We start from the raw sequence: 25855 nt of genomic DNA, 5'->3' as shown, positions 1-25855 counted from the left end.
CAACACCGCTTCAGCTCCAACTGCCCGGTTATAGCTTTTATAAAAAACCTGACGAACTTCCCAACATCGAATGATCAAGGAAACCGGCATGACCCCCAATCTGCGCAATAACCCTGATGTGCGTCTGTCCACCCGTGTCGCCCTGTCGCTGCTGTGCGCCGCCCTGAGCCTGGGCGCCTGGCAGGCGGCCAGCGCCGCCGCGCCCAAGGACACCCTGATGATCGGCAAGGCCGCCGACCCGCAGACCCTCGACCCGGCCGTGACCATCGACAACAACGACTGGGCCGTGACCTACCCGGCCTACCAGAAGCTGGTGACCTACAAGGTCGAGAACGGCAAGGGCAGCACCGAAGTCCAGGGCGACCTGGCCGAGAGCTGGAGCACCTCCGCCGACAACCTGACCTGGGACTTCAAGCTCAAGCCCGGCAACAAGTTCGACGACGGCAAGCCGGTGGACGCGGCCGCGGTGAAGTTCTCCTTCGAGCGCCTGATGCAGCTCAAGCAAGGCCCGTCCGGGGCCTTCCCGGATGACATGAGCGTGGCCGTGGTCGACCCGCTGACCGTGCGCTTCACCCTGAAGAAGCCTTACGCACCCTTCCTCTACACCCTGGCCCACAACGGCGGCGGCATCATCAACCCGGATGTGGCCAACAAGGGCGAGGACGTCAACGCCTACCTGTCGACCCACACCGCCGGCTCCGGGGCCTTCCGCCTGAGCAACTGGCAGAAGGGCCAGTCGCTGACGCTGGAGCCCAACAGCTATTACGCCGGGCCCAAGCCGAGCCTGAACAAGGTGGTGATCAAGATCATCAGCGAGGCCTCGGTGCGCCGCCTGCAACTGGAACGCGGCGACCTGGACATCATCGAGGACATGCCCGAAGACCAGCTCGGCACCCTGGCCGGCAAGTCCGGGGTGGTGATCCAGACCTTCCCCTCGCTGCGGGTCAACTACCTGTACCTGAACAACCAGCGCGCGCCCCTGAACAACGTCGAGGCGCGCCAGGCATTGGTCCAGGCCATCGACTACAAGGGCATCGTCGACGGCATCCTCAAGGGCCAGGCCAAGCTGATGAACGGGCCGATCCCCGACGGCATGTGGGCCCACGACCCGAGCCTGCCGCTGATGCAGCAGAACCTCGACGGCGCCAAGGCCAGCCTGGCCAAGGTCCCGCAGAAGATCAGCAACCTGACCTACCTGTACTCGGACAAGGACGCCAACTGGGAGTCCATCGGCCTGACCCTGCAAGCAGGCCTGGCGCCCCTGGGCATCAACCTGAAGATGGAGAAGCTGGCCAACGCCACCATGCGTGAACGGGTCGGCAAGGGTGACTACGACGTGGCCATCGGCTCCTGGAGCCCGGACTTCGCCGACCCCTACATGTTCATGAACTTCTGGTTCGACTCCAGCCTGCAGGGCTTGCCGGGCAACCGCTCGTTCTACAGCAACCCGGAAGTCGACGGCCTGATCCGCGAAGCGGCGGCCACCAACGACACCGCCAAACGCATCGAGCTGTACCAGAAGGCGCAGAAGATCGTCCTCAAGGACAACGTCTACGCCTACCTGTATCAGAAGAACTACAGCCTGCCGATGCGTGATTCGGTGAAGGGCTACGTGTTCCATCCGATGCTGGAACAGGTGTTCAACATCGCTGAAATCAGCAAGTAGGACCGCGCCTGCAGTCCCCGTCGCCGGCCCCTGAACCGGGTCGGCGCCGGGTTGCCGTGTCCCCGGCGGGGCGCCGCTGCTGCCCCCGCCGTTCGTCAAGCGTTAACGAGGTTGCCTCATGGCCTTCCTGAATATGTTGCGCAAACGCCTGCTCGGCCTGTTGCTGGTCGTGGTCGGGGTTTCGCTGATTACCTTCACCATCTCGCACCTGATTCCCGGTGACCCGGCGCGGCTGATCGCCGGCGACCGGGCCAGCGATGCCATCGTGCAGAACATCCGCCACCAGTTGGGCCTGGACCTGCCGCTGTACCAGCAGTACGGGCGCTACATGCTCGACCTGCTGCACGGCGACCTGGGCACCTCGATCCGCACCAGCCGCCCGGTGCTGGAAGACCTGCAGAACTTCTTCCCGGCGACCCTGGAGCTGGCCCTGGCCGCCCTGCTGCTGTCGGTGCTGGTGGGCGTGCCGCTGGGGGTGTTGTCGGCGGTCTATCACAACCGCTTTATCGACCAGATAGCCCGCACCCTGGCGGTCACCGGGATTTCCACCCCGGCCTTCTGGCTGGGGCTGGGGCTGATCCTGCTGTTCTACGGCAACCTGGGCTGGCTGCCCGGCAGCGGGCGCCTGGACGAAGGCCTGGAGCCGCCACCGACGATCAGCGGCTTCTACCTGATCGACTCGCTGCTGGCCGGGGACCTCCCGCTGTTTTTCAATGCCCTGCAGCACCTGATCCTGCCGGCGGTGACCCTGGGCTTCGTCAACCTCGGGGTGGTGGCGCGGCAGATCCGCTCGGCGATGCTCGACCAGCTCGGCGAGGACTACATCCGCACCGCTCGGGCCTACGGCCTGTCGCGCTGGGCGGTGATTTTGCGCCACGCCCTGCCCAATGCGCTGATCCCCTCGGTGACGGTGCTCGGCCTGACCCTGGGCGACCTGCTGTACGGCGCGGTGCTGACCGAGACGGTGTTCGCCTGGCCGGGCATGGGCGCCTATGTGGTGAAGTCGATCCAGGCCCTGGATTTTCCGGCGGTGATGGGCTTCGCCATCCTGGTGTCGTTCATTTATGTGCTGCTGAACATGGCGATCGACCTGTTGTACCGGGTGATCGACCCGCGCATTGGCGAGGTAAATTGAGATGTCCGCTCCCTTGAACATTCCCCTGCCGCTGCCCGTGGCCCAGGCCAACGGCTGGCGCGCGCGCCTGGCCTACCTGGGCTACCGCGTGCGGCAAAGCCCGCTGACCATCGCCGGGCTATGCATGACCCTGCTGGTGCTGCTGTGCATGGCCTTCGCTCCCTGGCTGTCGAGCCATGACCCCAACGCCCTGAACCTGGCCGAGCGCCTGGCCGCCCCCAGCGCCAGCCACTGGTTCGGCACCGACGAAGTCGGCCGCGACCTGTTCAGCCGGGTGCTCCACGGCAGCCGCCAGTCGGTGGGCGTAGGCCTGTTCGTGGCCTTCGCCTCGTGCCTGGCCGGGGGCCTGTTGGGCTGCCTGTCGGGGATCATCGGCGGGCGCTTCGACAGCCTGATCATGCGCCTGATGGACATCATGCTCTCGGTGCCGTCGCTGGTGCTGATCATGGCCCTGGCCGCCGCCCTGGGCCCGAGCCTGTTCAACGCCATGCTGGCGATCACCCTGGTGCGCATTCCGTTCTACGTGCGCCTGGCCCGGGGCCAGGCCCTGAGCATCCGCCAGATGGGCTACGTCAAGGCGGCGCAGACCTACGGCGCCGGGCGCTGGCACATCGTCAGCTGGCACGTGGGGCGCAACGCCATGCCGCCGCTGCTGGTGCAACTGAGCCTGGACATCGGCAGCGCCATCCTCATGGCCTCGGCCCTGGGCTTCATTGGCCTGGGGGCGCAGCAGCCCACCGCCGAATGGGGGGCGATGGTGGCCACCGGGCGCAACTTCATCCTCGACAACTGGTGGTACTCGACCTTTCCCGGGCTGGCGATCCTGTTCACCGCCACCGGTTTCAACCTGCTGGGTGACGGCATCCGTGACCTGCTCGACCCACGGCAACAGGGGAAATGACCATGAGCTCATCCGCCGTTCTCAACATCGATAACCTGAGCCTGGAATTCCCCGCCTACCGCAGCAATGTGCAGGCCCTCAACGGCGTGTCGCTGCACGTCAACCCGGGGGAGATCGTCGGCGTGGTCGGCGAGTCCGGCTCGGGCAAGTCGGTGACCGCCATGCTCAGCCTGCGCCTGCTGCCCGAGCGCAGCTACCGCATCACCTCCGGCAGCCTGTCGCTGCTGGGCCGCGACATGCTCGCCACCCCGGAAAAACAGCTGCTGCAGATCCGTGGCCGCGACGCGGCGATGATCTTCCAGGAGCCGATGACCGCCCTCAACCCGACCCGGCGCATCGGCCGGCAGATGCTCGACGTGATCATCCATCACCAGCGCCTGAGCCAGGACCAGGCCCGGGCCAAGGCCATCGCCCTGCTGCGCGACATGCACATCGCCGACCCCGAGCAGGTGCTGCAGGCCTACCCGTTCGAGCTGTCCGGCGGCATGCGCCAGCGGGTGATGATCGCCCTGGCGTTCTCCTGCGACCCGCAACTGCTGATCGCCGACGAACCGACCACCGCCCTGGACGTCACCGTGCAGCGCCAGGTGCTGCTGTTGCTGCGCGAGAAGGCGCGGCAACGGGGCACCGCGATCCTGTTGATCACCCACGACATGGCGGTGGTCTCGCAGTTCTGCGACCGGGTCTACGTGATGTACACCGGCGCCGTGGTCGAGCAAGGCAGCACCGCCCAGGTCATGCTCGATCCGCAGCACCCCTACACCCGCGGCCTGCTCAGCGGCCTGCCGGAGCAAGTGGCCCCCGGCGCGCCACTGCTGACCATTCCCGGGCAGGTGCCGAACCTCGCCCACCTGCCCGCTGGCTGCACCTTCCGCGAGCGCTGCCCGCAGGCCATGGCGATATGTGCCCAACGGCCACCGCTGCATTCGATCAACGCCGGCGAGCAGCGCAAGAGCGCCTGCTGGCTGGCCGCCCCGGAGTCCGCCCAATGACTACCACCGCCTCGCAAACCGGCAACCCGCCGCTGCTGCGCCTCAACGACGTGCAGGTACGCTTCCCCCTGAGCAATGACTGGCTGGGCCGGCCCCGGGCCTTCGCCCACGCGCTGAACGGCATCGACCTGGAACTGCGCCCCGGGGAAACCCTGGGCATCGTCGGCGAATCCGGCTGCGGCAAGAGCACCCTGGCGCAACTGCTGATGGGCCTGGTCAAGCCCAGCAGCGGCGACCTGCGCTGGGCCTACGCCAGCGACCGCGAACGCCACAGCCATGTGCAGATCGTGTTCCAGGACCCGCAATCGTCCCTCGACCCGCGCCTGCCGATCTGGAAGATCATCACCGAGCCGCTGTTCGCCCTGGGCAACACCCCGGCCGCACAGATGCGCGAGATCGCCGCCACGGTGGCGCAGCAGGTGGGCATCCGCAGCGAATACCTGGAGCGCTACCCGCACCAGTTCTCCGGCGGCCAGCGCCAGCGCATCGCCATTGCCCGGGCCCTGGCGTCGAACCCGGACATCATCGTCCTCGACGAACCGACCTCGGCCCTGGACATCTCGGTGCAGGCGCAGATCCTCAACCTGCTGGCGGACCTGCAGCGCAGTCGCGGCCTGACCTTCGTGCTGATCTCGCACAACGTCTCGGTGGTGCGGCACATGGCCGACCGGGTGGCGGTGATGTACCTGGGACAGATCGTCGAACTGGGCAGCGCCGAACAAGTGCTGGAGCGACCGCGCCATCCCTACACCCAACTGCTGCTGGATGCGGTGCCACGCCTCGGCGCGCCCCTGGCGGACAGCCAGGTCTCGGCGCCCACCGAACTGCCGGGCAACCGCAAGCTGCCCAGCGGCTGCTTCTTTCTCGACCGCTGCAGCCGCCGCGGCCCGGGTTGCGAAAAGCCGCAACCGTTGCAGGGCAGCGCGACCCAGCAAGTGCGTTGCCATCGGCAAGACCTCCCGGGGTGATCCACCGGCACCACGCCGCCGGCCACGGCGTGGTGCTTGCTCCCTGCGTGCCAAGGGCTTAAAACAGGCGCCTTCTCTCTGACGCCGCAGGAACCCCACCCATGGAAAGCCACTGGCTGACCCACGCCAAACGCTTGCAAGCCATCGCCTCCACCGGCCTGCACTTCTGCAAGGACGTGCACGACCGCGAGCGCTACCAGGAAGTCGCCGACATCGCCCACGACATGCTCGCGCAACTGGGCAACGTGCCCGTGGAGCGCATCACCGATCTGGTCTCGGACTTTGCCCAGCGCTATTCGACGCCGATGGTCGAAGTGCGCGGCGCGCTGATCGAGGACGGCAAGATCCTCCTGGTGCGCGAGCAGCACGATGGCCTCTGGGCCCTGCCCGGGGGCTATGCCGATGTGGGCCTGTCGGCGGCGCAGAACATCATCAAGGAAATCCACGAGGAGGCCGGGCTCCAGGTCTCGGTGCGCCAGCTGTACGGCCTGCGGCACAAGGCCAAGGGCCCTTACAAGCCGGATCACCGGGACTTCTACAAGCTGTACTTTCTCTGTGAACGGCAAGACGCCGAGGCCCCGGTGGCCGGTAGCGAAACCAGCGACGCGGCGTTCTTCGCCCCGGACCAGTTGCCGCCGCTGTCCCAGGGTCGCACCGTGGAACGGGATATCCAGGAGGCTTTCGACTTCCACGAAGGCCGGCGCAGCGTGGCCCTGTTCGACTGAGCATGACGCGGTCAATGTAAAGCACCCTTGACATGAAAAATCGCCCCACCTAATGTAAAGGACACTTTACTCAAGGAGATCGCCCATGGGCACCAAACGCTATTTCGGGGAATTCAGCCTGGCCTTGCTGGCCTATATCGCCTGTGTGATTTTGAGCAGCCACTGGCTGGCTGACATGAGCCCGGGTCCGGGCAAGATTGCCCTGGCCCTGGTGCCGGTGATCCCCATGGTGGCCATGGCCCTGGCGGTGGTGCGCCAGTTGCGGCGCATGGACGAACTGGCCCGGCGCATCCAGCTCGAAGCCCTGGGACTGTCCTTTGTCTGCACCGCGCTGATCACCTTCAGCTACGGCTTCCTGGAAACCGCCGGCCTGCCCCGGCTCTCGATGTTCTACGTGTGGCCAGTGATGGGCCTGGTCTGGGCCCTGGCCACGGTGGTCGGCTGGCGGCGCTACCGATGAACAACCAACTGCGCGAATTGCGCACCCTCAAAGGCTGGTCCCAGGCCGAGCTGGCCACCCGGCTTGAGGTGTCCCGGCAGACGGTGAATGCCATCGAGACCGGGCGCTACGACCCCAGCCTGCCCCTGGCGTTCAAGATCGCCCGGGCCTTCCAGATGCCTATCGAAAGCATCTTCAACCCCGACCAGGACTGACCCCGGCCACGAGGCAGTGCGCCCGTGCACCATTTTCGCCCCGGCGCGGCCTGCAGCCGGGGCAGGCCCGCAGGCATCGGCTATAACTGCTGGGGCACCCGCTCCGGCGACCCGTTTGGCACGGCGCCTGCAACAGCGAGGCACCACTGCGACCAGGGACAGGCCCATGACCCAGCACGAACCCGGCAATGACTACCCCTTGAGCGAAGTTCCGCAGCACGCCCGCAAGGGCCTGGCCTCCATGGCCATGGTGCTGCTGGGCTTCACCTTCTTCACCGCCACCATGTTCGCCGGCGGCAAGCTGGGGGTGGCGTTCGACTTCACCACCCTGCTGATGGTGATTGTCCTCGGCAACCTGCTGCTGGGGATCTACGCCGCGAGCCTGGGCTACATCGCCTTCAAGAGCGGGCTGAACACGGTGCTGATGGGGCGCTTGTGCTTCGGTGAACGGGGCAGCAAGCTCAGCGATCTGATCCTCGGCCTGACCCAGGTCGGCTGGTACGCCTGGGGCACCGCCACCGCCGCGGTGGTACTGGGCAAGTACTTCCAGCTGGATTCGGGCGCGGTGCTGGGGTTGATGCTGCTGTTCGGCATGGCCTTCTGCGCCACCGCCTACATCGGCTACCGCGGCCTGGAGATCCTGTCGTGGATCGCGGTGCCGGCCATGGGTCTGCTGCTGGTGCTGTCGATGACGGTGGCGACCACCCAGGTCGGCGGCCTCGACGGCCTGCTGGCCCTCACCCCCAGCGCCAGCCTGGACCTGTCCACCGCCCTGACCCTGGTGTTCGGCACCTTTGTCAGCGGCGCCACCCAGGCCACCAACTGGACCCGTTTCTCCCGCTCGGCGCGGGTGGCGGTGAGCGCCAGCCTGATCGGTTTCTGCCTCGGCAATGGCCTGATGGTGCTGATCGGTGCCTACGGCGCCATCGTCTACCAGCAGCCGGACGTGGTCGAAGTCTTGCTGCTGCAGGGCTTTGCCACGGCCGCCATGGCCATGCTGCTGTTGAACATCTGGAGCACCCAGGACAACACCATCTACAACTTCGCCGTGGCCGGCTGCAACCTGCTGCGCACCAACCGGCGCAAGACCGTGACCCTGGTGGGCGCGCTGATCGGCACCCTGCTGGCGATGCTCGGCATGTACGACTTGCTGGTGCCTTATCTGGTGCTGCTGGGCACGGTGATTCCGCCGATTGGCGGGGTGATCATGGCCGACTTCTTCTATCGCTGGCGCGGCCGCTACCCGCGTCTGGCCGACAGCCAGTTGCCGGACTGGAACTGGCCGGGGCTGGCCGCCTACGGCCTGGGCACCCTGGCGGCATTCTGCTCGCCCTGGGTCGCCCCGCTGGTGGGCATCGCCGTCGCCAGCCTGAGCCATGTGCTGTTCAGCGCCTGGCTCGGCGCCCGCTCCAGTGCCGGCGCCGAGGCTCGCAGCTGAACCCGCGCCTTGCTCACTCCAGGCGATCCGGGTCTATCATGGCCCGGTCATGCAACACCCTGTCCCCACCCACCGGCCCTGTCGCGGCCGGTGCAAGGACAGTCCAATGACCGTGGGACAAGGGCCAGTGCCCGGATCTCACGGCGCAACCACTGATTGCCCGACTCGAGGAATTGCCCCGATGCTGATCACCAACGCCCGCCTGCGCCACCGTGAAGGTCTGCACCAACTGCACCTGGAAAACGGCCGCATCGCCCGCATTGTCCTGCAAGGCCCCGACGCCCCCACCACCACCGCGCCCTTCGGCCCCGAGCACCTGGATGCCGGCGGCAACCTGGTGGTGCCGCCCTTCGTCGAACCGCACATCCACCTGGACGCCACCCTCACCGCCGGCGAGCCGCGCTGGAACATGAGCGGCACCCTGTTCGAAGGCATCGAATGCTGGGGCGAACGCAAGGCCAGCATCACCGCCGAAGACACCCGCACCCGCGCCCACAAGACCATCCGCGCCCTGGCCGCCCACGGCATCCAGCACGTGCGCACCCACGTCGACGTCACCGACCCGGACCTCACCGCCCTCAAGGCCATGCTCGAAGTGCGCGAGCAAAGCGCGCACCTGATCGACCTGCAGATCGTTGCCTTCCCCCAGGAGGGCATCGAATCGTTCCGCAACGGCCGCGAACTGATGGAAGAAGCCATCCGCCTGGGCGCCGACGTGGTGGGCGGCATTCCCCACTTCGAATACACCCGCGACCAGGGCGTGAGCTCGGTGAAGTTCCTCATGGACCTGGCCGAACGCACGGGTTGCCTGGTGGACGTGCACTGCGACGAAACCGACGACCCGCACTCGCGCTTTCTCGAAGTGCTGGCCGAAGAGGCCCGCAGCCGCGGCATGGGCTCGCGGGTCAGCGCCAGCCACACCACCGCCATGGGCTCCTACGACAACGCCTACTGCGCCAAGCTGTTCCGCCTGCTGGGGCACTCGGGCATCAGCTTCGTCTCCTGCCCCACCGAAAGCATCCACCTGCAGGGGCGCTTCGACAGCTTCCCGAAACGCCGCGGCGTGACCCGGGTCAACGAGCTGCTGGAAGCCGGAATGAACGTGTGCTTCGGCCAGGATTCGATTGTCGACCCCTGGTACCCCCTGGGTAACGGCAACATCCTGCGGGTGCTGGAAGCCGGCCTGCACATCTGCCACATGCTCGGCTACCGCAACCTGCAGAGCGCCCTGGACCTGGTCACCGACAACAGCGCCAAGGCCCTGGCCCTGGGCGAAGGCTACGGCCTTGAGGAAGGTCGGCCGGCGAACCTGCTGATCCTCTCGGCTGACAGCGATTACGAAATGATCCGCAGCCAAGGCCTGCCGCTGTATTCGATCCGCCACGGCAAGGTGCTGATGCAACGGCAGATGGCCCAGGTGCAATTGGCCGGCGACTGACGGTAGCGATGCTTACTTGACCCGAAACGGCTGGGCCGCCATGAACGCCACCGGCAACAGCGGCAGGGCGAGGATCACCAACACGCCGTCCGCGGTGAGGGTCACCGGCGTCAACAGCACCTGGCCGACCTTGCTCTTCTCGCGGTACGCCGAGAACTGCAAGGTGTAGGTGCTGTTCAACGGGTTGGCCTGATAGGCGCTGATATCCCGCTTGGACTTGAAGCGGCTGCCGCGAATGGCATAGCGGTGCAACAGGGCGTTCTGCGACCTCTCCACCACGAAACCCAAGGCCTCGGCTGCCTCGATCTGCTGGGCGTCGAGCTGATCCAGCCCGGGAATCCTCAGGACCAGCTCACCCTCCAGGTTCTGCCACGCACTGACGTGGATCTGCGAAAACTCGGCCTGCATTTTCCCATGCAGGTCCGACTGGATAGCCTGCAGCAACTTCGGATCGACCATCACGAAGTAGTGGTACTTCTTGCCAAGGATGACAAAGCTCTTCGCGTCCGCCGTGACATAGAACTGGCTGACGGTTTCCGTATAGACCTCATTGCTGGCTTGGCTTTCGTAAAGCTGGCTGGTCAGGCAACCGCCAAGGCTGCCAGCGACTAAAGCCCCCAGAGCCATAACCGAGCCTTTGAGCAAGGCTCGGCGGGGCATTCCTTTTTGCATGTCGAATCCTTTCCATAGAGGTGGGCTGTAGCGGGAGATGAGCCGCGACTGCCGCCACGCTATAGAAACTCCAACCGTTTTGCACTCCGCCACCGCGACTCCGGCGTCCTCACTCAGCCAGTGCCAGCGCCGTGCCGAACAGGCTCACCCGGGTCAACACCCCCTCGGTCTCTTGCAACAGCAAGGGCGCGGTGCCGCCGGGCATCACCACCTGCACCTCGCCAGCCTTGACCCAGCCCACCCGCCACGCCGCGCAAGCCACGGCGCTGGCGCTGGTGCCCGACGACGCGGTCGGCCCTTCGCCACGCTCGAACACCCGGGCGACGATGCGCTGCGCCGACTCGCGCATCGCCCATTGCAGGTTGACCCCCGCCGGGCACGGCTCGCCGCTGCCCAGGGGCAAGGCAAAAGCCGTCGCGGTCAGCCCTTCGGCCAGCGGCGCCGCGAGCATCTGCGGGTTGCTCGGCAAGGCGTCGGCTTCTTCCACCAGGGTCACGCAATGGGGGTTGCCGATGCGCACGAACTGGCTGTGCTCCCACAGCGGGTTCAGCGCCTGCAACGGCGCCACCCGGCTCAGCTCGCGACCGTTGAAAGTCACGGCTTCGACACCGATCGCCGCGACGGCCTCGGGCCCGAAGGACGGCTGGCCCAGATCCAGCCAGAAGCCCTGCTGCCCCGCCACTTGCGCCGGCTCTACCTGCGTGGCCACCGGCGAGGCGCCCGTGGCTTGATCGTGATGCACCTGCAACAGCGTCGGCCCCTGGGTTGCCAGCAGCCCCTGTTCGGCCAGGGCCTGGGAAAAGATCGTCAGGCCATTGCCGCTGCGCTCGGCCAGGGTGCCGTCGGTGTTGACGATCAACAGGTCGAAGGGCGCCTGAGCCTGGAACGGCCCCACCAGCAAACCATCGCTGCGGTGGGCCTTGGCCCCGGCTGGCCGGGTGCCCGGGGCCCAGTCGCAGAGCGCGGCGATCGCCTGTTCGGCCCACAGGCGCCGGTCCCGGGCCGCCTGGGCCGCGCTGCCGGGCAAGGCAATGCCCAGGCCGCGCAGCGCTGCGGGCGTCACCACCCCATAGATATTGCCCCGTGCATCGTAGAACGCCGCCATGACACCGCCTCCAGAAAAAACCGAGCCGCTGACATTACGGAGAATGCAGCGGCTCCACCAGAGGGGAACTCAGGCTCAGGACGGCAACACGGCAATCGCCTCGATCTCGAACAGCATGCCGTCCAGGGCCAGGCGCGGCACCGGGATCAGGGTGCAGGCCGGGGTCGCCGCCGGTCCCCACAACGCCCGCAACTGGCGGCCAAAGATCGCCAACCGCTCGTGGCTGTGATCGACGATCAGCACCGTGAGCTTGGCCACCTGGCTGACCTCGGCACCGGCGCTGGCCAAGGCAGTCTGCAGGTTGGCCAGGGCCTGGCGCACCTGGGCGGCGAAGTCCGCGGCCAACTGACCGTCAGGCGTTTCGCCGCCCTGCCCGGCGATGAACACCAGGCGCGCACCGGCGGCCACTTGTGCCACATGGGAATAGCCGTTGGCGCTGGGGTCATAGAGCCCGGGCGGGTTGGACAGGCGCAGCACCGGGTTTGAAAAAAGCGCGGTAGACATGTTCATCTCCTGAGCAAAAGCCATTCGCCCCTTCAACGAATGGGCAAGGCCATGGGCCGGATCGGCGCGGCATCGGCGCCGCGCAGCTTGAGTGAAGCACCGATAAAGGCGAACTGGTACACCTTGTCCCGGGACAGGCCTTCCAGGTTGACCAGCTCCATGATCGGCGCGCCCTGCATGGCCAGCAGGTAGGTGTGCAGCGGCAGGTAATTGCCCTCGACCTCGGAGGGGAAGGTTTCAAAACTCAGGTTGTCGGCCCCCACCACCATGGCGCCGCCCTCTTCCACCAGGAACTTCGCCGCATCCAGGCTCAGCCCCGGCGGGTTGGCCATGTAGCGCTGGGCATTGTCGAAGTCGCGCATGCGCCCGGTGCGGATCAGCACCACATCGCCTTTTTCCAGGGCCACGTTCTGCCGGGCCAGGGCCTGCTGCAGATCGGCGCGGGTGACCCGGTAGCTGTCCGCCAATTGCTCCAGGCCCTTGGCCGCGGCGACGTCGATCAGCACCCCGCGGGCAATGATCGGCGGCAGTTTTTCCGCGCCGGTGACGTTCCAGCCGCGGTCCCCCAGGTGCTGGTCGGCGCGGTAGCCGTTCCAGATCTTGCCGTTGAGGCCGAAGTGGTTGAGGGCATCGATATGGGTGCCCATGTGGGCGTACATCGACACCGCCGAACCGCTGTAGCTGACGTGCTGGTTCATCGGTTCACCGACCTGCATCGGGTCGGCGATCACGTTGCCGTGGGGGGTGTGGGTCATCCACATCTGGTACGGCGGGTCGCCGGCGGCCTGCCAGCTGGGCATGCCGACGAAGTAGTCCACCGCCAGGTCATAGGCCTGCGCGCCACTGACCCGGGCCATGATCGCCGCCCGGGACTCGGGGGTGATCAGGTTCAGGCGACCGATCTCGTCCCTGGGCCCCCAGGGGCTGATGCCCACCTCGGGCCGGGGCGCCGTGGCGGCGTTGCACAGGCCACTGAGCAGGGACAGGGCCAACACCCCGGAAACCATCTTCGACATTGCGCGATAAGCCATGACAACACTCCTGTGAAATGAAGTGGCCATGGTATTGAGTGCTCGATCAGAGATAATCAGCGGTTTCGTGGATAAATATTCAACCCAGGAGAAACAATATGGACGTGCTGATGGCCATGCGCACCTTTCGCCGGGTGGCGGAACGCTCCAGCTTCAGCCAGGCCGCCGCCGATCTCGGGCAGTCCACGGCGGCGGTGAGCAAACAGGTGCGCCAGCTGGAAGAACGCCTGGGCAGCCTGTTGATCCTGCGCACCACCCGGCGCATGAGCCTGTCGGAGGCCGGGCAGCGCTACTTCAGCGAATGCTGCCACCTGCTGGACGAGCTGGACGCCCTGGAGCGGGCCACCCAGGCCGGCCTGCACGAACCCGGCGGGCGCCTGCGGGTCAACGCGCCGCTGTCCTTCGGGCTCAAGGTGCTGTCGCCGATCCTGGTGGCCTTCATGCAGCGCTACCCGCAGTTGCAGGTGGACCTGACCCTCAACGACCAGGTGCTGGACGTGGTGGGCGAAGGCTTCGACGTCTCGTTGCGGATTCGCCGGCAACTGGAGGATTCGTCACTGATCGCCCGCCACCTGGGGCAAGTGGAACAGCTCATCTGCGCCGCGCCGGGCTATCTGCAAGAAGCCGGCACGCCGACGAGCATTGCCGACCTGCATCAGCATCGCTGCCTGGCCTACCGGCTGGCGGAACACCCGGGGCGCTGGCAACTGCAAGGCCCCGAAGGCCAGACCCGGCTGGAGCTGCCGGTGCATTTCTCCGCAGACAACAGCCTGCTGCTGGCCGACATGCTGGTGGCCGGCCTGGGCATAGGCGCGCTGCCCGGGTTCGTCGCCCAACCGTTGCTGGACAGCGGCCAACTGCTGCGGGTGCTGCCGGAGCAGCACCTGGCCGAGCGTCATATCTATGCGCTGTACCCCAGCCAGCGCCACCTGTCGCAGAAGGTCCGGGTGTTCGTGGATTTTCTCGTGCAAGCGCTGCAGGAGCCCTGAACCTCAGCCGGACGTGGGCACGTCCAGGCCGACCTTGACCCGGTTCATCGCCACCAGGGTCTTGAAGCGCTTGACGTTGGGGTTGTCGAAGAACAGCTCGCGGGTCAGCTGGGTGTACTGGGCCATGTTGCGCACGCAGAAAATCAGCACGAAGTCGCACTCGCCGGCCACGTAGTAGCACTGCTGGACCTGGGGGCAGGCCTGGAAACTGCGCTTGAGCGCGTCGATCTGGTCGATGCGCTCACTCTCCACTTCCACCTCGACGATGATGCTCAGCTCGTGCCCCAGGGCATCGGGGGCGACGATGGCGCTGTAGCGCTCGATCACACCCTCGTCGCTGAGGCGCTTGAGCCGCCGGTTGACCGCGGCGGTGGACAGGTTGACCCGCAGCCCGAGCTCGCTTTGCGCGGTGCTGGCGTCACGCTGCAGCTCGGCGAGCAACTTCAGGTCATAGGCGTCGAGACTGGCATTCATGGGCAGGAAAACTCCGGAGGCGGACGGCACGCGCTGCAATGTTTTTGTGCAAAGCGGCCGATTATGCGAAACAACGCGCCGGCTTGCGCACTATTATTTCCGGCCCTGGCGCAGCGCCGTGGCGATTACTGCAACCTTCACTGGCTGGATTTGTCACAATCCCCGACCCGGCCGCCATCACGCCATGGGGGCATCAGGTGGCCGGCAGCGAGTTTTATCGCCAAGGATTTTTATGACTGCCAGCAACACCCACATGCAGGCCACCCCCGGCCGCCTCGAACAGATGTCCACCCGCATCGCCTTTTTCATCGCCGGTTTCGGCATCGCCGCCTGGGCTCCGCTGGTGCCCTACGCCAAGGCCCGGGCCGGGCTCGACGAAGCCACCCTGGGCCTGCTGCTGTTGTGCCTGGGGGTGGGTTCGATCCTGGCGATGCCGATTGCCGGGGCCCTGGCCGGGCGCTTCGGCTGCCGGCGGGTGATGGCCGGTGGCACCTTGCTGATCTGCCTGGCCTTGCCGCTGCTGGCGACCCTGAGCTCGATCCCGCTGCTGATGGCGGCGCTGTTCATGTTCGGCGCGGGCCTGGGCGGCGTGGACTCCACGGTCAACCTGCAAGCGGTGATCGTCGAACGGGCCAGCGGCAAGACCATGATGTCGGGCTTTCACGGGCTGTTCAGCCTGGGCGGGATCGTCGGTGCCGCGGGGGTCAGCGCCTTGCTCGGCCTCGGCCTGTCGCCGCTGGGCGCGACCCTGGTGGTGATCGTCCTGACGCTGCTGGCGCTGCTCAAGGCCGCGCCGCACATGCTGCCCTACGGCAGCCAGAGCTCGGGCCCGGCCTTTGCCGTGCCCCATGGCGTGGTGCTGTTCATCGGCTGCCTGTGCTTCGTGGTGTTCCTCGCCGAGGGCGCGGTGCTGGACTGGAGCGCCGTGTTTCTCACCGCCGAGCGCGACCTGGATGCAGCCTACGCCGGCCTGGGTTACGCCGCCTTTGCCCTGACCATGACCCTGGGCCGCCTGACCGGCGATGCCATCGTCCATCGACTGGGCGCGCGCCGGGTGATCGTCATCGGCGGCAGCACCGCCGCCGCCGGCCTGCTGCTGGCGACCCTGGCCCCGGCCTGGGAAGCGGCGCTGCTGGGCTATGCCCTGGTGGGCGCGGGTTGCTCGAACATCGTGCCGGTGCTCTACAGCGCCGTGGGCAAACAGCAGGTCATGCCGGAGAGCATCGCCGTACCGGCCATCACCACCCTGGGCTATGCCGGCATCCTTGCCGGCCCCGCGGTGATCGGCTTCATTGCCCACGGCAGCAGCCTGAGCGCGGCCTTCGGCCTGATCGCCGTGCTGCTGTTGGCAGTGGCCGCCAGCGGCAGAATACTCAAGCTGTAAGCTCCAAGCTCCAAGCTCCAAGCTGCAAGCTGCAAGCTCCAAGCTTGCGGCTTGCGGCTTGCGGCTTGCGGCTTGCGGCTTGCAGCTAAGTCTTTGGCTTTTGATCTTGCTGCCCCTTCAGGAGGCCGAGTGCAGGCATTGCGCAGGGGGCAGCTCGGCAAGGATGCCGAGCTAGCCGCCCCAGGCCATGGATGGCCTGTGGCGGCGTGCCCCCGGAGCAATGCCGGAACGAGGGAACGCCGAGCCTTAGCGAGGCGCCGGATGCAGGGGCAGAGACGTTTTGCTTACTTTTGCGTCCGTCAAAAGTGAGTCGCTGTAAAAGCGAAACCGCCAGTGGCCACAGCCGCAGCAACGGATATGTACCCCATCAACAACCGCCCTCTACTCCAAGGCCAACAGCATCCCTCGGAGCGCCATCGAGCAACGCCTCCACCACCGCCCGCGCCATCTCCACCGAATGCACCATGGACCAGATCAACCCAGTTTCCAGGCCACTGCCCTGCCGGGTGATTTCATCACTGACCTCCTCGGCGCATTTGAGCAGCAACGCCACATGCACCAGCGCCTCCTCGACGCCCACGCCCGGGCGCACGCTGAACAGCGAGTCGGGAGCAACGGCCTGGGCCGTGGTCTTGAACTGGAACATCGCCAGGTCCAATGGATGCCGGGCCAGCGCTTCACGCACGGAAGCATTGGCGGCCTTGAGCTGGGGATCGCGATAGGAAGAAGTCGGTGGATCGGGAACGATCTTTTTCATGGTCAAACTCCTAGCTAAGAATAGGAGCCGACACCGTTCGCTTGCACACGAATAAGGGTGGCAGCCGTACGCAGGTGTGCAAGACCGAGTTTGCTAGGACACCCGGCAGATCCGAAGATCTCCCGCGCACGGCCGCCATGACACAGCGGACATGAAAAACGCCCAAGCATGGCTGAGCGTTTCTACGCCTTAGCAAAATTCGGACTTGCACATCCGAGCCATCGATTTGGCGATGGCCCAGGCACCCTAGCCCGCCCACCAGGCGCATTCAAGCGGCCCGCAGTTTCTCGGATTTGCCTTACAAAAGAAAGCGACCAAACCCCGTTCCAACGACCTTCAAGCCCGCCTCCACTCCAAGCTCCAAGCTCCAAGCTCCAAGCTCCAAGCTCCAAGCTCCAAGCTCCAAGCTTGCAGCTTGCGGCTAAGCCCTCCAAAGCTGAGTTGCCAGACACCGTGGAACACCGGGTGATCGAACATCGCTAGCCGCCCGGGCATTTATCTGCAACGCCAAGTCTGGAATCATGGCCCCCCCGCCTCAACAGGAGTGAGCACCGATGCCGCATTTCTCCCGCGCGCCCCTTCTCGGCCTGCTGCTGGCCAGCCTTACGGCCCAGGCCGCGCCGAAGCAGGACCAGGAGCCGCACATCTACTACAGCATGGTGCCCGGCCAGTTCATGCTGATCGGCAAGGAGCCGGACGGCGGCCCGACCTACTCCGGCACCGCGGTGATCCGCTATGAAAACCAGGCCCTGACCCTGGTCAAGACCATCAACGGAAAGACCACCACCGCCATCGGCAAGGTGGAGCGGGCCACCATGGCCGAGGCCGATGTGTTGCGCTTCAGCGAGCCCGGGCACAGCGCCACCTGCCTGGTGCGCGGCGACCTGGACAACTACTCGCGCTTGAGCTGCTACTGGACCCGGGACGGGGTGGACCACCAGGAGCCGGGGCTGGAAGCCTACTTCCCCACCGAAACCTGGCCCGGCCACCAGGACTGAAACCTGCCACCGGCCATACCCGCGCCCCGGTGCTCAACCCTTTATCGAGCCCACGCCATGATCCAACTCGTCGAGTACCGCAACACCCAGCACCGCCAGCCGGTGATCGAACTGTGGGAGCGTGTCTTCGGTTACGACACCGCCCACAACGCCCCGGAGCTGGCCATCGACCGCAAGCTCGCCGTGGATGACGGGCTGTTCTTCGTCGCCCTGGCCGAAGCTCAGGTCATCGGCACTTTAATGGCCGGCTACGACGGCCACCGTGGCTGGCTGTACTCCCTGGCGGTGGACCCGCAACAGCGCCGGCTCGGCACCGGCCGGGCCCTGGTGCGCCATGGCGAGCAGGCCCTGGGCGCCCGCGGCTGCCTGAAGATCAACCTACAGATCCTCAGCAGCAACGCCGCGGTGCAGGGCTTCTACCAGGCCCTGGGGTATCAGGTTGAACCCCGGGTCAGCATGGGCAAGGTGATCACCGCCAACGTCCCCGAGCACCGGCGCGGCTGACGGCAGCCGCGCCGCCCTCACCAGTTGTTCAGGTTGCTGCGCGGTGGCGCCAGCAGTTGCTGGGCCAGGCTGATGGCCGCCAGCGGCGAGGCGCTGTGCAGCAGTGGGTAGCCCCAGAACTTTTCATAGTTCCTGGCAAAAGCCTCGACGCCGGCCTGGGCTTCCGGCTGCGGGGCGATGACGATCATCGCCTTGATCCAGCGGCGGATCGCCGCCTTGTTGCGCTTCATCCACAACGAACCCTGCTTGAGCAACGCCTTGTTCTGCTGGCTGTTGCGCTGCTCGGGCTCAGGAAGCACATCGCTCATCAGGACAAAGGCCTGAGCACGCTGCATCAATGCCTCCAACTGCTGGAAAGGGTCGACTCCGGGCTGCCCTGCGTCCTCGGCGCGACGCATCCAGACCAGGGGAAAATGCTGATGATCGAAGTACATGGGAACACCTCAAGAAGTTGACAAACAAGAATGCTTATCATCTTCCCCGGAACCACTGTCCGCATCAGCCGAGATCGACAAGTTATTGATCAATCCGGCCAGATATCGCCACTGCCACAGGCGGCAAACGGGTTGGGCGGCACGCCGACCGGCCACAGCGATCGTGAGTTTGACCGGACAGCGCCCGGCAAGGCCCTGCGGGTCTTTTCGCAGCCTCGCGGGCTCGGCAGCGGCTACAGGGCGTCGCTTTCCAGCGCCTGGCGGCGCTCGGCAAAGAAACGCCCCGGTGGCTGGCCCACGGCTTTCTTGAACATGCGGATAAAGGCGCTGGCGCTGTCATAGCCCAGGGTCAGCGCCACACGCTCCACCGAGTCGCCCCGGCCCAATTGCCTGAGCCCCAGGAGGATGTGCAACTGACGCTGCCAGCGACCGAAACTCAGGCCGGTCTCGGCCACGATCAAGCGGCTCAGGCTGCGTTCGCTGAGGCCGATCTGCTCGCCCCATTGCCCAAGGCTCAGGCGCCGCTGCGGCTGTTCAAGGATCTGCTGGGCCAGGCGCCGCAGTTGTGCGTGCCGGGGCATGGGCAGGTGAATCTGCTCCCGGGGCGCGACCGCCAGTTCATCCAGGGTCACGGCGACCAAGCGCCCGGCGGCGCCGTCCTGGTCATACAGGAACGGCAGCTGCGCACAGCGCCTGAGCAGCTCCTGCAACAACGGCGACATTACCAGGGTGCAGCAGGCCTGAGGCAGCGCACGGGCGTGCTCGGGCTCGACCAGCAGGCAGTAGCCCTGGGCGTTCTGCAGCCCCTGGACTCGATGCTCGATCGCGCTGGGAATCCATACCGCGCACTGCGGCGGCGCCAGCCACAGGCCCTCGGCGCTCTCGCAGCTGAGCACGCCGCCCGCGGGAAACAGCAACTGGGCCTTGCGATGGCTGTGCCACGGCCGCTCCCAGCGCTCTTCTTGCATCGAGATGCGCAGGGCGCACACCGGACGCGCAATCGCATCCGGGTCCTGGTCCTGGTGTTTCAAGACGGGCATCCACCTTCCTCCGCGCTCCCGGGGCATTTCCGCCATCGGCGCGACGCCGGTGCCTGCCCTGCAAGGTCGAGGATTGTGCCGGGCCCATGGGGCTTAGCCAAGCACCCCGGATCACGCCGACGTGCGGCCCGGGGCTCTAGCGGTAGTAGCCATAGCGGTAGCAGCAGCCGTGGTAGTGCCCGGGGTAAACCACGCAGCCCCCCAAAGACAGCATCGTGGCCATGACAATCAGCAGTGCAATACGACGGGACATGGTGCATTCCTCAAGGGTTCAGTGGTGCAACCGCTGTGCGGCGCCGGCGAACCTTGCCGGCGCCGCACAGGGTTACCGATTGAACGGCGCGCCCTGGCAACTTCCGTCGCCGCCACCGCCGAAATATTTGCATGCGCCGCAGCCCGCCCCGTGCCAGCCCCCAGGCCCGCTCGCTGAACCGCGGTTGAACCGGGCCCGGATAAACGTTCACTTCCCTGCGACGGATTCCTCGGCCATCTATCGTTGAACCCATCAACTGCGTTCAACAGCGAACGCAGGCCTGAAGGAGCCATCATGAAGCTTGCCCGTTGTCTGCCACGTCTTCGCACTCTGCTGCTGATCCCCCTGGCCTTCACGGCCCTGGCCGGCAGCCCGGTCTTCGCCCAGACCGTGATCGTTCAGCAGGCCCCGCCGCCCATGCGCTACGAAGCGCCGCCCATGGCCCGCCCCGGTTATGCCTGGGATCGCGGCCACTGGCGCTGGCACGCAGGCGGCTATGTCTGGGTGCCGGGACACTGGCAGCCAGTGATGCGCCGCGGCCAGTGGGTGCCCGGGCACTGGCAGGCCCGCGGGCCGAACTGGTACTGGATCGAAGGCCATTGGCTGCGCTGAGCACGCGCTCTTCCGGATCGCCCCACCACCGCACCGAGAACCGCCGATTTGAACGACACCGACCCGGATCTGGAGTTGCTGGCCCGCATCGGCAACAACGAAGCCCAGGCCGTGAAAGAAATGGTCACCCGCAAGCTGCCGCGCCTGCTGGCCCTGGCCAGCCGCTTGCTGGGTGACGCCGACGAAGCCCGGGACATTGCCCAGGAGAGTTTCCTGCGGATATGGAAACAGGCGGCGCACTGGCGCAGCGAACAGGCACGCTTCGATACCTGGTTGCACCGGGTCGCCCTGAACCTGTGCTACGACCGCCTGCGCCGGCGCAAGGATCACCTGCAGAGCGACAGCGACGAGGCCATCGAGGCAGCGGACAGCGGCCCCACGCCGGAGCAGCAGCTGGAAGCCGAAAGCCAGCGGCGCCGCATGGCCCAGGCCCTGGACCGGCTGCCGGAACGCCAGCGCGAAGCGATCGTCCTGCAGTACTACCAGGAGCTGTCCAACACCGAGGCCGCAGCGCTGATGAACATCAGCGTCGAGGCTCTGGAAAGCCTGCTGTCGCGGGCCCGACGCACTCTGCGCAGCCACCTCGCCGAGGCCCCCGGCGCGGACCTCTCAGGAAGGAGAACACCATGACCCCCGAACGCTTTGCCTACCTGGCCGACGCCTATGGCGCGGACCTGCAACGCTGGCCCAGTGCCGAGCGCGCCGCGGCCCAGGCCCTGCTCGACGCCGGCCATGGCGCGGCCCGGCAAGCGCTGCAAGAGGCGCGCTGGCTCGACACCCGGCTGGACAGCTACCAGGTGCCGGAACCAAGCCCGGCACTGGTGCAGCGGATCATCGCCACGGCAAGCATGCGCCAGCCGGCACCGACGCTCTGGCAGCGCTATGCCGGCTGGCTGACCTCCCTGGGCTGGATCGGGGTCGGCCTCAGCGGTGCCGCCGCCGGCATGCTGGCGGTGACCCTGAGCCTGCCGCTGCCGCCCTCCGCCGAGGCCTTGCCCAGTGTCCTGGACCAGAGCGACGCGGAATTCGTCCTGAGTATCAACGCCGAGGAGGCTGAACAGTGAACCTGTCCCCCCGCCCACTGAAAACCTTGCTGCTGCTGTCGCTGCTGCTCAATGTGTTCCTGATCGGCGGCGTTGCCGGTGGCCTCTACCAATGGTTCGGCCAGCCCAAACCGACCCAGGCCCTGGCGATGCCGCAACAGGGCCTGCGCCAGGCCATGACGCAGATGCCGGACGAGCGCCGCCGCCAGTTGCGCCAGCTGTTGCGCCAGACCCGCATCGACAGCCAGCCGCTGATCATCGCCGCGCGCGAGGCCCGCCAGGGGGTGGTTCGCGAGCTCGGCGCCGACTCGCTGGACCGCCGCGCCCTGGACGCCGAACTGGGCAAGTCCCGCGAGGCCGACATCGCCCTGCGGGCCCGGGTGGATGAAGCCCTGGCCAATTTTGCCGGCGGCCTGTCGCTCAAGGAACGCCAGCAACTGGTGGAGTCCATGTACCTGCGGGGCCCGGGGAAAAACCGCGCGGCCAATCGCGATTGAAACGTCGGCGACGGATTTCGCCCCGGGCCGCGTTCAACCCTTGAGCGCCCGCGATGACCGCGGGCCCACGGCCTCTTCCCAAGGACAGCGCCCATGCCTCGTGTTCTCCAAAGCCTCCTCCTTGCCAGCTTGCTTGGCACCACCCTGGCCGGTTGCGTGGTCGAGCCGGTCCATCCACGCCGGCCGCCGCCACCGCCCCTCGTTGAAGTGATACCGATGGCGCCGGCACCGAGCTACCACTGGGTGGCCGGACATTACCGCTGGCACGCCGGCCAGTGGGTCTGGACGCCGGGGCACTGGCGCTATTGAGCGGGGCCTAGGCGGCCACCGCCTCCAGCAGCCAGGCCTTGAAGGCGCTCATGGCGGAGGTTTCCGCCCGTGACTGCAAGCGCGTCAGCCAATAGCTGCCGGTGACGATGCCGATGTCGAACGGCTGCACCACCGCGCCACTGGCCAGTTGCCGCGCGAACATCAAGGGCGGCGCCAGGGCCACGCCCAGGCCCTGCAGGGCGGCTTCGAGCATGCCCAGGGACGAGTCGAAGACCACGCTCTGGGGCAACAGGCTGTTGCTGCCCAGCCCCGCCGCCTGGAACCACTGCGGCCACTCGTCGGTGCGGTAGGAACGCAACAGGGTCTGGCCCAGAAGGTCCGCCGGGCTGTGCAACTGGCGGGCAATCTCCGGCACGCACAGCACCGACAGCGGCGCCTGCAGCAGTGGCAGGGCATCGATGCCGTGCCAGGCCCCGGTGCCGAAGCGGATGGCGTAGTCCAGGCCCTCGGCGGCCACGTCCACCCGGTTGTTGTTGGTGCTCAGGCGCAAGTCGATGAACGGATGGCGGGCCTGGAAGTCCCCCAGGCGCGGCAGCAACCAGCCGACCGCGAAGGTGCCCACGGCGCCCACCGTCAGCACCTCGCGGTAGTGCCCGCCGTCGAACCGCCCGAGGGTCTGGGCGATGCGGTCGAAGCACTCGCGCAGCACCGGCAGCAGCGTCTCGCCTTCGCTGGTGAGCATCAACCCACGGGGCAGGCGCTTGAACAGGGTGACCTTGAGTTGGGCCTCCAGGCTCTTGACCTGATGGCTGACCGCCGCCTGGGTCACGCACAGCTCGATGGCCGCGCGGGTGAAGCTCAAATGACGTGCCGAGGCTTCAAAGGCGCGCAGTGCGTTCAAGGGCAGATGAGGACGGAGCATGACTATTCCCTAATTTTTCTAATGGCTGCCGCGAAATATCGTCGTTTGCCGGTCCACCGCAGACTGCCTACAGTGGCCTCGCTCGCCAGCCGCCGACCCGGCGCCCCCTGCCCGGAAGACCTGGCGAGCTGTGTACCCCTTGAATTCGCGCGACGAAGATCAAGGCCGGAAGGCCGCTTGGAACCCTGCGGTCAAAATAAGCAAAAAATATGGAAAACCACCCATCATGCGGCAAATAACCTTAACCGGACGGGGCCTGTTCGGCGCCTGTGCCTTGCTTCTTGGTGCCTCCCAGGCACTGGCCGAAACCACCCCGGACAGCGCCCTGAAAGCCACGGTGGACGCCACCATCCGTCCGTTGATGCAGCAGCAGGGCATCCCCGGGATGGCGGTAGCGATCATCGTCGATGGCAAGCGACATTACTTTAACTACGGTGTCGCCTCCAAGGACAATCAGCGTCCGGTGGACCACGACACCCTGTTCGAGGTCGGCTCGGTGAGCAAGACCTTCACCGCGACCCTGGCTGCCTACGCCCAGGCCAGCGGCAAGCTGGCCCTCAACGACCACGCCAGCCAGTACCTGCCGGCCCTGCGCGGCAGCGCCTTCGACGGTATCAGCCTGTTGCAGCTGGGCACCTACACCGCCGGCGGCCTGCCCCTGCAGTTCCCCAACGATGTCAAGGGCGAAGACAAGACCCTGGACTACTACAACACCTGGAAACCGACCTTCAGCCCCGGCACCCAGCGCCTGTATTCCAACCCCAGCCTCGGGCTGTTTGGCTACCTGGCGGCGCGCAGCCTGGGCCAGCCGTTCGATCAGTTGATGGAACAAACGCTGTTTCCCAAGCTGGGCCTCAAGCACAGCTACGTCCGCGTCCCGCAGGATCAGCGCAGCCACTACGCCCAGGGCTACGACAAGCAGAACAAGCCGAGTCGGGTCGGCCCCGGTGCCATGGACAGCGAGGCCTACGGTGTCAAGACCAGCGCCGCCGACCTGCTGCAGTTCGTTGCCGGCAACCTGCAACCGGGGCAGCTCGACGCCACCGTGCAGCGCGCCATTGCCAGTACCCAGAGCGGTTACTACCGGGTGGGCGACATGACCCAGGGCCTGGGCTGGGAACGCTATGCCTACCCGGTGCCCCTGGCGCGGCTGCTGGCCGGCAACTCATCGGCCATGGCCCTTGAGCCGCACCCGGTGCAGTGGCTGACGCCGGCCCAGGCGCCACAAGCCGACGCCCTGTACAACAAGACCGGCTCCACCAACGGCTTCGGCGCCTATGTGCTGTTTGTCCCCGGCAAGCAGATCGGCATCGTCCTGCTGGCCAACAAGAACTACCCCAACGAAGAGCGGGTCAAGGCCGCCCATGGGATTCTCAGCGCGCTTGAGGCGGCCCGCTAAGCGCTCCAGCACCGCCCCGGCCCGCGCCGGAACAACCAAACGCCACGTGCCGGCTGCGCTCACGTGGCGTTTTTCTTGTCGCTTCGGCCATCGCGCCTAGACTCTGGAAATCCCCTCGACCGCTCACCCCGGCCAGGCCGGGCAATCGGCTGCCAAGGGTTGCGACAAGGGCCTGTTTCCAGGATCACGCTGAACCTTCTGCCAGGCTTTTCGGTCGATAACTGCAACCTGGACCCGCGTCGCCGCTTGAGCGACGCGGGGACTCCAGGCCCCCCAGCCGCCGGAGACACGCCCTGTGATATCGACCCTGCAAATCGCCAGAATCAAAGCCTGGGGCGCCCATGGCTTTACCGCCACCGGTGTGGTCAGTGCCTTGCTCGCCACCCTGGCGCTGTTCGACAACCAGCCCAAGGCCTGCCTGCTGTGGCTGGGGGTGGCGCTGCTGGTGGATGGGGTCGACGGCTCCCTGGCGCGCAAGGTCAACACCCGCTCGGTGCTGCCCAACATCGACGGCTCGGTGCTGGACCTGGTGATCGACTACCTGACCTACGTGTTCATTCCGGCGTTGTTCATCTACCGCTACATTCCCCTGCCGGAGTACAGCGCGCTGCTGGCCACCTCGCTGATCCTGCTTTCATCGCTGCTGTGCTTCTGCAACGTCAACATGAAGAGCCACGACAACTACTTCCAGGGTTTTCCCGCCGCCTGGAACGTGGTCGCCCTGTGCTTCTACCTGATCGAGCCCGGTCCCTGGCCGACCCTGCTGAGCATCTTCGCCCTGGCCTTGCTGACCGCCACTCGGCTGCAGTTCCTGCATCCGTTCCGGGTGCGCAAGTGGATGGGGCTGAACATCATCGTGACCTTCGTCTGGCTGCTCAGTGGCGCGCTGCTGATCCTCAGCCACCCATTGCACAGCCCGTCGATCATGGGCCTGTGGCTGGCGGCTTCCGCCTATTTTCTGGGGATCTGCCTGTGGCGTTCGGCGCAGGAATGGCTGAGGAACAGCGGCAAGCTGTAAGCGGCCAGCGCCAAGCTTGCTGTCGCCTGGAG

29 protein-coding genes and 1 pseudogene are annotated in these 25855 nt (G+C 66.4%); 21 read left to right on the top strand and 9 right to left on the bottom strand.

Features of this window, described 5'->3' with window-relative positions:
- Nucleotides 1–88: 88 nt before the first annotated feature.
- The 10 genes from ACMGG8_RS14430 to codA all read left to right on the top strand — a co-directional run bounded on the left by ACMGG8_RS14430 (nucleotide 89) and on the right by codA (nucleotide 9917).
- On the top strand, nucleotides 89–1666 hold the full coding sequence (locus ACMGG8_RS14430; protein ID WP_060844149.1) for an ABC transporter substrate-binding protein: 1578 nt from the start codon (nucleotides 89–91) through the stop codon (nucleotides 1664–1666).
- Nucleotides 1667–1784: 118 nt separating this feature from the next.
- The gene (locus tag ACMGG8_RS14425) at nucleotides 1785–2801 is read left to right on the top strand and encodes an ABC transporter permease (protein ID WP_060844150.1); all 1017 of its coding nucleotides are present in this window, start codon (nucleotides 1785–1787) and stop codon (nucleotides 2799–2801) included.
- Nucleotide 2802: 1 nt separating this feature from the next.
- On the top strand, nucleotides 2803–3702 hold the full coding sequence (gene ddpC / locus ACMGG8_RS14420; protein WP_060844151.1) for a D,D-dipeptide ABC transporter permease: 900 nt from the start codon (nucleotides 2803–2805) through the stop codon (nucleotides 3700–3702).
- Complete coding sequence (locus tag ACMGG8_RS14415) at nucleotides 3699–4694, top strand: ABC transporter ATP-binding protein (RefSeq protein ID WP_060840222.1); 996 nt, start codon at nucleotides 3699–3701, stop codon at nucleotides 4692–4694. Before ddpC ends, ACMGG8_RS14415 begins: the two co-directional genes overlap by 4 nt.
- Nucleotides 4691–5662, top strand: a complete 972-nt coding sequence (locus ACMGG8_RS14410; RefSeq protein ID WP_060840223.1) for an oligopeptide/dipeptide ABC transporter ATP-binding protein — start codon at nucleotides 4691–4693, stop codon at nucleotides 5660–5662. Before ACMGG8_RS14415 ends, ACMGG8_RS14410 begins: the two co-directional genes overlap by 4 nt.
- A gap of 101 nt (nucleotides 5663–5763) precedes the next feature.
- Nucleotides 5764–6387 carry an NUDIX hydrolase gene (locus tag ACMGG8_RS14405; protein ID WP_060844153.1) on the top strand — a complete coding sequence of 208 codons (624 nt, stop codon included), beginning with the start codon at nucleotides 5764–5766 and terminating at the stop codon, nucleotides 6385–6387.
- Nucleotides 6388–6472: 85 nt separating this feature from the next.
- A complete protein-coding gene (locus ACMGG8_RS14400) occupies nucleotides 6473–6847 on the top strand; it encodes a hypothetical protein (protein ID WP_102864620.1) in 375 nt (124 codons plus the stop codon).
- Entirely contained in the window at nucleotides 6844–7041 is a 198-nt protein-coding gene (locus ACMGG8_RS14395; protein ID WP_060840226.1) for a helix-turn-helix transcriptional regulator, read from the top strand. Before ACMGG8_RS14400 ends, ACMGG8_RS14395 begins: the two co-directional genes overlap by 4 nt.
- Nucleotides 7042–7207: 166 nt before the next feature.
- Nucleotides 7208–8479 carry a cytosine permease gene (codB, locus tag ACMGG8_RS14390; RefSeq protein WP_414159784.1) on the top strand — a complete coding sequence of 424 codons (1272 nt, stop codon included), beginning with the start codon at nucleotides 7208–7210 and terminating at the stop codon, nucleotides 8477–8479.
- A 181-nt stretch (nucleotides 8480–8660) separates the two neighbouring features.
- Nucleotides 8661–9917, top strand: coding sequence for a cytosine deaminase (codA, locus tag ACMGG8_RS14385; RefSeq protein ID WP_414159783.1), 1257 nt, complete (start codon nucleotides 8661–8663; stop codon nucleotides 9915–9917).
- A 12-nt stretch (nucleotides 9918–9929) separates the two neighbouring features.
- Here codA and ACMGG8_RS14380 read toward each other — a convergent pair whose 3' ends face one another.
- From ACMGG8_RS14380 to ACMGG8_RS14365, 4 genes are all read right to left on the bottom strand, one after another.
- On the bottom strand, nucleotides 9930–10589 hold the full coding sequence (locus tag ACMGG8_RS14380) for a hypothetical protein (RefSeq protein WP_060844157.1): 660 nt from the start codon (nucleotides 10587–10589) through the stop codon (nucleotides 9930–9932).
- A gap of 109 nt (nucleotides 10590–10698) precedes the next feature.
- Nucleotides 10699–11694, bottom strand: a complete 996-nt coding sequence (locus ACMGG8_RS14375) for a diaminopimelate epimerase (RefSeq protein ID WP_414159782.1) — start codon at nucleotides 11692–11694, stop codon at nucleotides 10699–10701.
- A gap of 75 nt (nucleotides 11695–11769) precedes the next feature.
- Nucleotides 11770–12198, bottom strand: a complete 429-nt coding sequence (locus tag ACMGG8_RS14370) for a RidA family protein (RefSeq protein WP_060840231.1) — start codon at nucleotides 12196–12198, stop codon at nucleotides 11770–11772.
- 32 nt (nucleotides 12199–12230) lie between these two features.
- Nucleotides 12231–13229: a cyclase family protein gene (locus ACMGG8_RS14365; RefSeq protein ID WP_108546340.1), complete on the bottom strand. Its 999-nt coding sequence runs from the start codon at nucleotides 13227–13229 to the stop codon at nucleotides 12231–12233.
- Nucleotides 13230–13327: 98 nt separating this feature from the next.
- On the opposite strand from ACMGG8_RS14365, the gene ACMGG8_RS14360 reads away from it, so the two are divergent.
- Nucleotides 13328–14218: a LysR family transcriptional regulator gene (locus ACMGG8_RS14360; RefSeq protein WP_414159781.1), complete on the top strand. Its 891-nt coding sequence runs from the start codon at nucleotides 13328–13330 to the stop codon at nucleotides 14216–14218.
- A gap of 3 nt (nucleotides 14219–14221) precedes the next feature.
- Here the strand turns inward: ACMGG8_RS14360 and ACMGG8_RS14355 are convergent, their stop codons facing one another.
- Nucleotides 14222–14692, bottom strand: coding sequence for an Lrp/AsnC family transcriptional regulator (locus tag ACMGG8_RS14355; protein ID WP_414159780.1), 471 nt, complete (start codon nucleotides 14690–14692; stop codon nucleotides 14222–14224).
- Nucleotides 14693–14924: 232 nt separating this feature from the next.
- On the opposite strand from ACMGG8_RS14355, the gene ACMGG8_RS14350 reads away from it, so the two are divergent.
- Nucleotides 14925–16076, top strand: coding sequence for an MFS transporter (locus tag ACMGG8_RS14350; protein ID WP_235759833.1), 1152 nt, complete (start codon nucleotides 14925–14927; stop codon nucleotides 16074–16076).
- 367 nt (nucleotides 16077–16443) lie between these two features.
- On the opposite strand, the gene ACMGG8_RS14345 is transcribed toward ACMGG8_RS14350, so the two are convergent.
- Nucleotides 16444–16833, bottom strand: a complete 390-nt coding sequence (locus ACMGG8_RS14345) for a hypothetical protein (RefSeq protein WP_060840236.1) — start codon at nucleotides 16831–16833, stop codon at nucleotides 16444–16446.
- A gap of 554 nt (nucleotides 16834–17387) precedes the next feature.
- Between ACMGG8_RS14345 and ACMGG8_RS14340 the strand changes: the two genes are divergently transcribed.
- Nucleotides 17388–17831 carry a hypothetical protein gene (locus tag ACMGG8_RS14340; RefSeq protein WP_414159779.1) on the top strand — a complete coding sequence of 148 codons (444 nt, stop codon included), beginning with the start codon at nucleotides 17388–17390 and terminating at the stop codon, nucleotides 17829–17831.
- A gap of 57 nt (nucleotides 17832–17888) precedes the next feature.
- A complete protein-coding gene (locus tag ACMGG8_RS14335) occupies nucleotides 17889–18335 on the top strand; it encodes a GNAT family acetyltransferase (RefSeq protein ID WP_235759832.1) in 447 nt (148 codons plus the stop codon).
- A gap of 17 nt (nucleotides 18336–18352) precedes the next feature.
- Here ACMGG8_RS14335 and ACMGG8_RS14330 read toward each other — a convergent pair whose 3' ends face one another.
- Nucleotides 18353–18769 carry a hypothetical protein gene (locus ACMGG8_RS14330; RefSeq protein WP_060840239.1) on the bottom strand — a complete coding sequence of 139 codons (417 nt, stop codon included), beginning with the start codon at nucleotides 18767–18769 and terminating at the stop codon, nucleotides 18353–18355.
- A gap of 233 nt (nucleotides 18770–19002) precedes the next feature.
- On the bottom strand, nucleotides 19003–19809 hold the full coding sequence (locus ACMGG8_RS14325; protein WP_108546336.1) for an AraC family transcriptional regulator: 807 nt from the start codon (nucleotides 19807–19809) through the stop codon (nucleotides 19003–19005).
- 547 nt (nucleotides 19810–20356) lie between these two features.
- On the opposite strand from ACMGG8_RS14325, the gene ACMGG8_RS14320 reads away from it, so the two are divergent.
- The 5 genes and pseudogenes from ACMGG8_RS14320 to ACMGG8_RS14300 all read left to right on the top strand — a co-directional run bounded on the left by ACMGG8_RS14320 (nucleotide 20357) and on the right by ACMGG8_RS14300 (nucleotide 22523).
- On the top strand, nucleotides 20357–20674 hold the full coding sequence (locus ACMGG8_RS14320; RefSeq protein WP_129405814.1) for a YXWGXW repeat-containing protein: 318 nt from the start codon (nucleotides 20357–20359) through the stop codon (nucleotides 20672–20674).
- Nucleotides 20675–20713: 39 nt separating this feature from the next.
- Nucleotides 20714–21304: pseudogene (locus tag ACMGG8_RS14315) on the top strand (RNA polymerase sigma factor); the annotation flags it as partial.
- On the top strand, nucleotides 21301–21738 hold the full coding sequence (locus ACMGG8_RS14310; protein WP_060840243.1) for a hypothetical protein: 438 nt from the start codon (nucleotides 21301–21303) through the stop codon (nucleotides 21736–21738). The pseudogene ACMGG8_RS14315 and the gene ACMGG8_RS14310, both read left to right, overlap by 4 nt.
- Entirely contained in the window at nucleotides 21735–22214 is a 480-nt protein-coding gene (locus ACMGG8_RS14305) for a periplasmic heavy metal sensor (protein WP_060844166.1), read from the top strand. The genes ACMGG8_RS14310 and ACMGG8_RS14305 overlap by 4 nt, the downstream gene beginning before the upstream one ends.
- 93 nt (nucleotides 22215–22307) lie before the next feature.
- Complete coding sequence (locus ACMGG8_RS14300) at nucleotides 22308–22523, top strand: YXWGXW repeat-containing protein (protein ID WP_082729279.1); 216 nt, start codon at nucleotides 22308–22310, stop codon at nucleotides 22521–22523.
- A 7-nt stretch (nucleotides 22524–22530) separates the two neighbouring features.
- On the opposite strand, the gene ACMGG8_RS14295 is transcribed toward ACMGG8_RS14300, so the two are convergent.
- Nucleotides 22531–23406: a LysR substrate-binding domain-containing protein gene (locus tag ACMGG8_RS14295; protein WP_060844167.1), complete on the bottom strand. Its 876-nt coding sequence runs from the start codon at nucleotides 23404–23406 to the stop codon at nucleotides 22531–22533.
- 226 nt (nucleotides 23407–23632) lie between these two features.
- On the opposite strand from ACMGG8_RS14295, the gene ampC reads away from it, so the two are divergent.
- Nucleotides 23633–24805, top strand: a complete 1173-nt coding sequence (ampC, locus tag ACMGG8_RS14290; protein WP_414159778.1) for a class C beta-lactamase — start codon at nucleotides 23633–23635, stop codon at nucleotides 24803–24805.
- Nucleotides 24806–25100: 295 nt separating this feature from the next.
- Nucleotides 25101–25823: a phosphatidylcholine synthase gene (pcsA, locus tag ACMGG8_RS14285; protein WP_060840247.1), complete on the top strand. Its 723-nt coding sequence runs from the start codon at nucleotides 25101–25103 to the stop codon at nucleotides 25821–25823.
- Nucleotides 25824–25855 lie beyond the last annotated feature (32 nt).

The organism is Pseudomonas sp. BNK-45 (genome assembly GCF_047456255.1).
GTDB lineage: Bacteria > Pseudomonadota > Gammaproteobacteria > Pseudomonadales > Pseudomonadaceae > Aquipseudomonas.
The sequence above is the reverse complement of the archived record's forward strand: the minus strand, read 5'-3'. Positions and strand labels throughout refer to the sequence as shown.